Here is a 6,863-nt window from a genome sequence, read left to right as displayed (position 1 = left end):
CGCGCCTACCTGGACGCGCTGATCGCCGTCCCCTGGACGCAGCGGTCGGAGCGCGACGGGATCGAGCTGGAGCGCGTGGAAGCGGCCATCGACGAGGAGCACCTGGGATTGGACGAGGCCAAGCGCCGCCTCCTGGAGGTGATCGCGGTGGCCGAGCTGCGCGGCGACCTGCGCGGCCCCATCCCCTGCCTGGTGGGCCCGCCGGGAGTGGGGAAGCGCACCCTGGCGGCGGCCATCGCGCGCGGGCTGGGGCGCCCCTTCGTGCGGCTGGAGCTGGGCGGGCGCGGCGAGGCGCAGCTCGTGGGCGCGCGCCGCACGCGTCCCGGCGCGCAGCTCGGGAAGATTGTCGCCGCCCTGCGGGACGCCGGCACCCGCGACCCCGTCTTCCTGCTGGAAGAGCTGGACGAGATGGGAATCGGCAACGTGGAGGGCGACCCCATCGAGGCGCTGGAGGAGACGCTCGACCCCGAGAACCGCGACGAGTTCATCGACCGCTTTCTGGACACGCCGTTCGACCTGTCCAACGTCTTCTTCATCGGCAGCGCGGCGGACTTCTACCGCATTCCGCGCGACCTGCGCAACCTCTTCATCGAGATCCGCATCGCCGGCTACACGCCGGAGGAGAAGATCGCGATCGCGCGCGAGTGGCTCGTCCCGCGCATCGTCAAGGAGCACGGGCTGTCCACGGAGGAGGTGTCGATCAGCGACGAGACGCTCCTCGTCCTCACCCGCGGCTATGCGCGCGACGCGGGCGTCGGCAACCTGCGCCGCGCCCTCGCCGCCATCATGCGCTACCTGGCGCACGAGAAGGCGCAGAACCCCGGCGGCCAGCACTGGACGATCACCCGCGAGCTGATCGAGGAGGTGCTCGGCTATCCGCGCTACAGCACCACGCCGGCGGAGAACAAGTCCGAGGTCGGCGTCGTCACCGGCCTGGCGTGGACGGCTTCGGGGGGGGAGCTGATGTTCATCGAGGCGCTGAAGATGCCCGGCACCGGCCGCCTGATCATCACCGGCCTGCTGGGTGACGTGATGCGCGAGTCGGTGAACGCGGCCTTCTCGTACGTCCGCTCGCGCGCGGACGAGCTGGGGATCGAGCGCGAGTCGTTCAACGACCACGACATCCACGTGCACTTCCCCGTGGGCGCCACCCCGAAGGACGGCCCGTCGGCGGGCGCGGCGGTCACGCTGGCCATCGCCTCCTCCCTCTCCGAGCGCCCCGTGCGCCACGACATCGCCATGACGGGCGAGGTGACGCTGCGCGGCAAGATCCTGGAGATCGGCGGCGTGAAGGAGAAGACGCTGGCCGCATACCGGGCCGGCCTGCGCCAGGTGATCCTCCCCACCGGCAATCGCCGCGACCTCCGCGACGTCCCCGCCGACGTCCGTGAGGGGATGACCTTCCACTTCGTGGACCGGATGGACGAGGTCTTCGACATCGCCCTCACCGGCGACCCCGCCAACCGCGCCGCCACCCTCCCCCTCCTCACCGAAGCCACCGACGACCACGGCCCCGGCGAGCGCCAGGCAGCCGCGGAGGCATAGGCTCCCACGGAGACACGGAGGCACAGAGGAGAACGACACTCTTGCCTCTGTGTCACTGCGTGCTATCTTCCCTTAGATACGCATAGGGGACGATGCCATCTCCCCCTAGATGCGCATAGGGAACAATCACGCGGAGACACTCGGATGTTCGCCAAAGACTCGGGGCTGCTGCAGGGGACGGTGGAGCTGCTCGTGCTCAAGACGCTCTCGTGGGGGCCGATGCACGGCTACGGGATCGCGAGCTGGATCGAGAGCACCACGAACGACGTGCTCCGCCTGGAGGAGGGGTCGCTCTACCCGGCGCTCTACCGCATGGCCCGGAAGGGGTGGATCAGGGGGGAATGGGGGCTGTCCGAGAACAACCGGCGGGCGAAGTTCTACCACCTGACGCCCGAGGGGGAGAAGCAGTTCCGCGAGCAGAGCTCGGGGTGGCGGCGGCTCGCCGACGCGGTGAACGCGGCGATCGGCGCCACGCGGGCTCCCAGCTGGGCGAGGTGAGCCATGCGCATCCCCTTCTCCCGCCGCCGGGTTCCCCACCCGTTCAAGGCCGAGCCGCAGGCCGAGGTCAACGACGAGCTCGCGTTCCACCTGGAGGAAAGGATCCGCGAGTACACCGCGCGCGGGATGACGCCCGAGGACGCGCGCGCCGCCGCCCTCGAGCGCTTCGGCGACCTGAACGGCGTGCGGAGCGAGTGCGCGGCGCTGCTCGAAGCCGACCGCCGCGCCGAGGACCGCCGCGACTGGCTGGCCGATCTGCGGCAGGACGTCAGCTTCGCGCTGCGCTCGGCGGGACGCGCTCCGCTCTTCACCTTGCTGGTCATCGCCACGCTGGCGCTCGGCATCGGCGCCAACGCGGCGGTGTTCGGGGTGGTGAAGTCCGTGCTGCTGGATGCGCTCCCCTACCGCGACGCGGACCGGCTGGTGCGCGTCTACTCCCGCTTCGAGAAATCGGGGATGGACCGCTCGTCCGTGAGCCCCGGCGCGGCCGCGGACCTCGCGAGGCGCATGCGCACGCTGCAGGGCGTGGCCGCGTTCGCGTTCGGCACCTCCAAGAGGACCTACGTTTCCCCCGGCGGGCCGCGGGTGCTCACCGGGTCGTCGGTGGAGGGGAGCTTCTTCCGCACCCTGGGGGTGCGCGCCGCGCTGGGCCGCACGCTCACCCCCGAGGACGGCCCTCGCTACGTGGTGATGCTGAGCGACGAGGCGTGGCGGCGTGAGTTCGCGGGCGACCGCGGCGTCATCGGCCGGAAGATGAACATCGGCGGCACGGCGTTCGAGGTGATCGGCGTGCTCCCGCCCCGCTTCGTGGGCCCGGACGGGGGAGCCGACCTCTGGTTCGCGATGGACCTCACGGAGGTGCTGCAGGACCCGATGGCGTCCCGCGGCGAGCACTGGATGGGAGTCGTGGGGCGCCTCGCACCCGGCGCCACCCTGGAAGGCACCCGGCGCGAGCTGGACCGGATCTCCGCCGAGCTGGCGCGCGAGTACCCGCAGACCGACCGCGGGCGCACCTTCGTCGTGCTCCCGCTGCGCGACGCGCTGGTGGGCGAGACGCGCACCCCGCTCCTGGTGCTGATGGCGAGCGCCGCGCTGGTGCTCCTCATCACCTGCGCGAACCTCGCCGGCGCCCTCCTCTCGCGCACCATGGGCCGGCGCAAGGAATTCGCCGTGCGCGTGGCGATGGGGGCGCGGCGTGGCCGTCTGGTGCGCCAGCTCCTCACCGAGAGCACGCTGCTGGCGCTGGCGGGTGGCGTGGTGGGGCTGGCGCTGGCGTCTCTGGGGCTCGCCGCGCTTCGCAAGCTGGCGCTCCCCGCGCTGCCGCCGTACGCGGAGCTGTCGCTGGACGGGGGCGCGGTGGCGGTCACGCTGCTGGCCGCGCTCTGCACCGGCGCCGTGTTCGGCCTGGCGCCCGCGCTGGCCGCCGGCCGCTGGGACCCGCAGCGGACGCTGCGCGAGGAGGGGCGCGGCGCGAGCGAGGGCCGGCGCTCGCGGCACCTGCGCGGCGTGCTGGTCGCGGGGCAGATCGCCATCTCGCTGAGCCTTCTGGCCGGCGCGGGGCTGCTGGTGCGCAGCCTGTGGGCGATGACCTCCGCCCCGCTCGGCTTCGACCCGCGCGGGGTGCTCACCGCCCGCGTGGAGCTCCCCTCGGCCAGGTACTCCACGCCGGAGGCGCGCGCCGACGCGTTCCGCCGGCTGCGGGAAGCGGTGGCGGAGCTCCCGGGCGTGCGCGGAGTCGCCAGCGTCACGCAGATCCCGTCCCCCGCCATGAGCAGCAACGCGCTCAGCATCGAGGGGAAGGAGGTGGGGAGCGACTCCCCCGTCTTCATCCGGTACATGGCCGTGTCCGACGAGTACTTCCGCGTGATGAGGATCCGCACCCTGCGCGGGCGTACCTTTGGGACGGAGGACACGCCCACCGCGCCGCCCGCCATCCTGGTGAGCCAGACGATGGCGCGCCGCTACTGGCCGGAGGGAGGCGCGCTGGGTTCGCGCATCCGCATCAGCCCGCACACTTCCGAGCGGTGGGGCGTGGTGGTGGGGATCGTGGACGACGTGCGGGTGGACCCGGCGGTCCCCGCCCCCGAGCCGATGGCCTACGGAAGCGGGCGGCAGGACTACGCGTGGTCGGGGCGCGACTTCGTGGTGCGCACGGACGGGGAGCCGCTCGCGCTGGTGCGCCCCTTCCGGCGCGCGCTGGCGGCCCTCGACCCCGACGTCCCGCTGCGCGACCCCGCTCCGCTGTCCACCATCGTCGCCGAGCGCCTGTCCGGCCGCCGCCTGCCGATGCTCCTGATGACGGGGTTCGGCGCGCTGGCGCTGCTCCTGGCCTCCGTGGGCGTGTACGCGATGTTCGCCGCCATGGCCACCGCGCGCGAGCGGGAGTTCGGCGTGCGCGTCGCCCTCGGCTCCACCCCGGGCGCCATCGCCGCCCTGGTCCTGCGGCAGGGCGGCACGTGGATGGCGGCGGGGCTGCTCGCCGGTGCCCTCGGCGTCGTCGCCGTCGGCCGCATGGTGAGCAACCTTCTCTACGGCGTCGTCCCCCTGGACCCGATCGCGCTCGGGCTGGCGACCCTCGTCCTCCTCGCCTGCGCCACCATCGCCCTCGTCGTCCCCGTGCGCCGCGCCACGCGCGTGGACCCCATCAGCATCCTGCGTTGAAAAACAGGAGGCACGGAGACGACTTCATCTCCGTGCCTCCGTGTCTCCGTGTGAGTCGTGCTGTTCGTCTTCATACCACGACGGATGCACCTCCCGCTTCGGCTTGCGCCCCACGAAGCGCAGGAGCACGGCGATCGCGAGCACCACGATAGCGGCGATGACCGGCTCGCGGCGGTCGAGGTACATCCCGATCAGCAGGAAGATGGCGCCCGCGAAGAACAGCCGCAGCTTCCACGGGAAGACCACTTCGGGCGTGAGCGGCATGGTCAGCCTCGATCCAGGAAGCGCGCCACGCCGGCCTTCATGTCTTCCGTCATCCGCGCCACCACGTTGACGTCCGCGCCGGCACGGACGGCGGCCTCGAAGCCCAGCGCATCCGAGTTGTACAGGAGCCGCTTGGCGAGCTGCACCGCGGAAGGACTGCGCTCCGCGAGGTCGCGCAGCACCGCGTCGGTCTCCGCCTCGAAGGCGTCCTCGGCGAAGACCTGGTTGATCAGCCCCATCCGCTCCGCCTCGGTGGCCGACACGGGAAGGCCGCGCACCAGCAGGTCGAAGGCGCGCTTCTCGGAGACGTTGCGCCGCGTGATCGCCATCACCATCGCGGGGACGAAGCCGATGCGCGTTTCCGGGTAGCCGAACTGCGCGTCCGCGGAGGCGAGGACGAGGTCGCAGGCGGTCGCGAGGCCGCACCCGCCGGCCAGCGCTCGGCCGCGCACGCACGCCACCACCGGCTTGCGCATGCGGCGCGGGAGGAGGAAGAGCTCGGCGAGCTCGTCCACGTCGGCCAGGTTCTCCATCACGGTGGCGTCTGCGATGCGGCGCAGCGCGGAAAGGTCGGCGCCGGAGCAGAAGTCCTTCCCCGCCCCGGAGATGGCGACCACGCGCACGCCCTCGTCCGCGTCCGCGTCGCGGAGGGCGGCCTTGAGGTCGGCCACGAGCTCGGCGCTGAGGGCGTTGCGCTTCTCAGGCCGGTTGAGCGTGAGACGCGCGACGGCGCCCTCGCGCCCGATGAGGACGGTACCCGGCATCAGCGCGGGCCGGCGGCCTGCGCCACCTCGTCCGGCACCTCGATCTCCATCCGCAGCAGGGCGGTGGAGAGCACCTTCCCCTGCGCGTCGGTCTTGAGCGACACGGTGCCGCCGCCGCCCAGCGCGTTGTGCAGGAGGAAGTTGAGCGCCTCCAGGTTGGGGAGCTCGAAGCGCTCGACGCCGCCGTGCACGATCCCGGCGAAGTGCTCCTTGACGCGCTCGGGGGTCACCTCGCGCACCAGGTGCGGGTAGAACTCGGGGCGCAGGGCGATCAGCCCCACGTTGGCGGTGTCGCCCTTGTCGCCCGAGCGGGCGTGGGCGAGGTGGACGAGCTGAATGCGCGGCATGCGTTCGGTTCTCGGGTCAGGGAAGAACAGCAACTGCGGCCTCACACAGAGACACAGAGGAGAACGGCAAGAAGAAAGCAAGTAGTTCTCTGCGCCTTGCAGTTCCCTCTGTGCCCTCTGTGTGACGCTTTTTCACGAATGGTAATTCGGCGCCTCGCGCGTGATCGTCACGTCGTGCGGGTGCGATTCGCGGAGGCCGCCGCCGGTGATGCGCATGAACTGGGGCTCGGTGCGAAGCGCGTCCAGGGTGCCGCAGCCGAGGTAGCCCATGCCTGAGCGCAGGCCGCCGATCAGCTGGTAGATGGTGTCCGCGACGGCGCCCTTGTACTCCACCCGGCCTTCGATGCCTTCGGGGACGAACTTGCGCGCGTCGCCGTGCTCCTGGAAGTAGCGGTCGGCCGAGCCCTCCTGCATCGCGCCCAGGCTCCCCATCCCGCGGAGCGTCTTGAAGCGGCGGCCCTCCAGGAGGAACGACTCGCCCGGGCTCTCGTCGGTACCGGCCAGCATGGAACCCATCATCACCGTGTGGGCTCCCGCGGCCAGCGCCTTCACCATGTCGCCCGAGTACTTGATCCCACCGTCCGCGATCACCGGCACCTGGCCGGCCGCGCCCTCCACGGCATCAAGCACGGCGGTGAGCTGCGGCACGCCCACGCCCGTCACCACGCGCGTGGTGCAGATGGAGCCGGGGCCCACCCCCACCTTCACCGCGTCCACACCCCGTTCCACCAGCGCCGCCGCCCCCTCGCGCGTCGCCACGTTCCCGGCGATGATCTGCACGTCG

The 6,863-nt window shown here is 71.9% G+C and carries 7 protein-coding genes; 3 read left to right on the top strand and 4 right to left on the bottom strand.

Translation table 11 applies throughout. The features are described 5' to 3' along the window. The 3 genes from VF647_21590 to VF647_21580 all read left to right on the top strand — a co-directional run. On the top strand, nucleotides 1-1,545 hold a 1,545-nt coding region (locus VF647_21590; GenBank protein ID HEX8454688.1), incomplete at its 5' end, for a S16 family serine protease. A gap of 144 nt (nucleotides 1,546-1,689) precedes the next feature. After that, nucleotides 1,690-2,043 carry a PadR family transcriptional regulator gene (locus VF647_21585; protein HEX8454687.1) on the top strand — a complete coding sequence of 118 codons (354 nt, stop codon included), beginning with the start codon at nucleotides 1,690-1,692 and terminating at the stop codon, nucleotides 2,041-2,043. A gap of 3 nt (nucleotides 2,044-2,046) precedes the next feature. Next, a complete protein-coding gene (locus tag VF647_21580; protein HEX8454686.1) occupies nucleotides 2,047-4,704 on the top strand; it encodes an ABC transporter permease in 2,658 nt (885 codons plus the stop codon). Nucleotides 4,705-4,728: 24 nt separating this feature from the next. Here the strand turns inward: VF647_21580 and VF647_21575 are convergent, their stop codons facing one another. From VF647_21575 to VF647_21560, 4 genes are all read right to left on the bottom strand, one after another. Beyond that, the gene (locus VF647_21575) at nucleotides 4,729-4,968 is read right to left on the bottom strand and encodes a hypothetical protein (GenBank protein HEX8454685.1); all 240 of its coding nucleotides are present in this window, start codon (nucleotides 4,966-4,968) and stop codon (nucleotides 4,729-4,731) included. Between the two features lie 2 nt (nucleotides 4,969-4,970). Beyond that, the gene (locus VF647_21570) at nucleotides 4,971-5,732 is read right to left on the bottom strand and encodes an enoyl-CoA hydratase-related protein (protein HEX8454684.1); all 762 of its coding nucleotides are present in this window, start codon (nucleotides 5,730-5,732) and stop codon (nucleotides 4,971-4,973) included. Continuing rightward, entirely contained in the window at nucleotides 5,732-6,079 is a 348-nt protein-coding gene (locus VF647_21565) for a hypothetical protein (GenBank protein HEX8454683.1), read from the bottom strand. Before VF647_21565 ends, VF647_21570 begins: the two co-directional genes overlap by 1 nt. Before the next feature lie 132 nt (nucleotides 6,080-6,211). Beyond that, the coding region (locus VF647_21560) for an IMP dehydrogenase (protein HEX8454682.1) at nucleotides 6,212-6,863 on the bottom strand (652 nt) is incomplete at its 5' end.

Source organism: Longimicrobium sp. (assembly GCA_036387335.1).
Taxonomy (GTDB): Bacteria; Gemmatimonadota; Gemmatimonadetes; order Longimicrobiales; family Longimicrobiaceae; genus Longimicrobium.
The sequence above is the reverse complement of the archived record's forward strand: the minus strand, read 5'-3'. Positions and strand labels throughout refer to the sequence as shown.

Bases quoted from the DNA above. Each gene is read 5' to 3' on its own strand.
- VF647_21585 (HEX8454687.1), top strand. From the start codon at position 1,690: ATGTTCGCCAAAGACTCGGGGCTGCTGCAGGGGACGGTGGAGCTGCTC.
- VF647_21580 (HEX8454686.1), top strand. From the start codon at position 2,047: ATGCGCATCCCCTTCTCCCGCCGCCGGGTTCCCCACCCGTTCAAGGCC.
- VF647_21575 (HEX8454685.1), bottom strand. From the start codon at position 4,968: ATGCCGCTCACGCCCGAAGTGGTCTTCCCGTGGAAGCTGCGGCTGTTC.
- VF647_21570 (HEX8454684.1), bottom strand. From the start codon at position 5,732: ATGCCGGGTACCGTCCTCATCGGGCGCGAGGGCGCCGTCGCGCGTCTC.
- VF647_21565 (HEX8454683.1), bottom strand. From the start codon at position 6,079: ATGCCGCGCATTCAGCTCGTCCACCTCGCCCACGCCCGCTCGGGCGAC.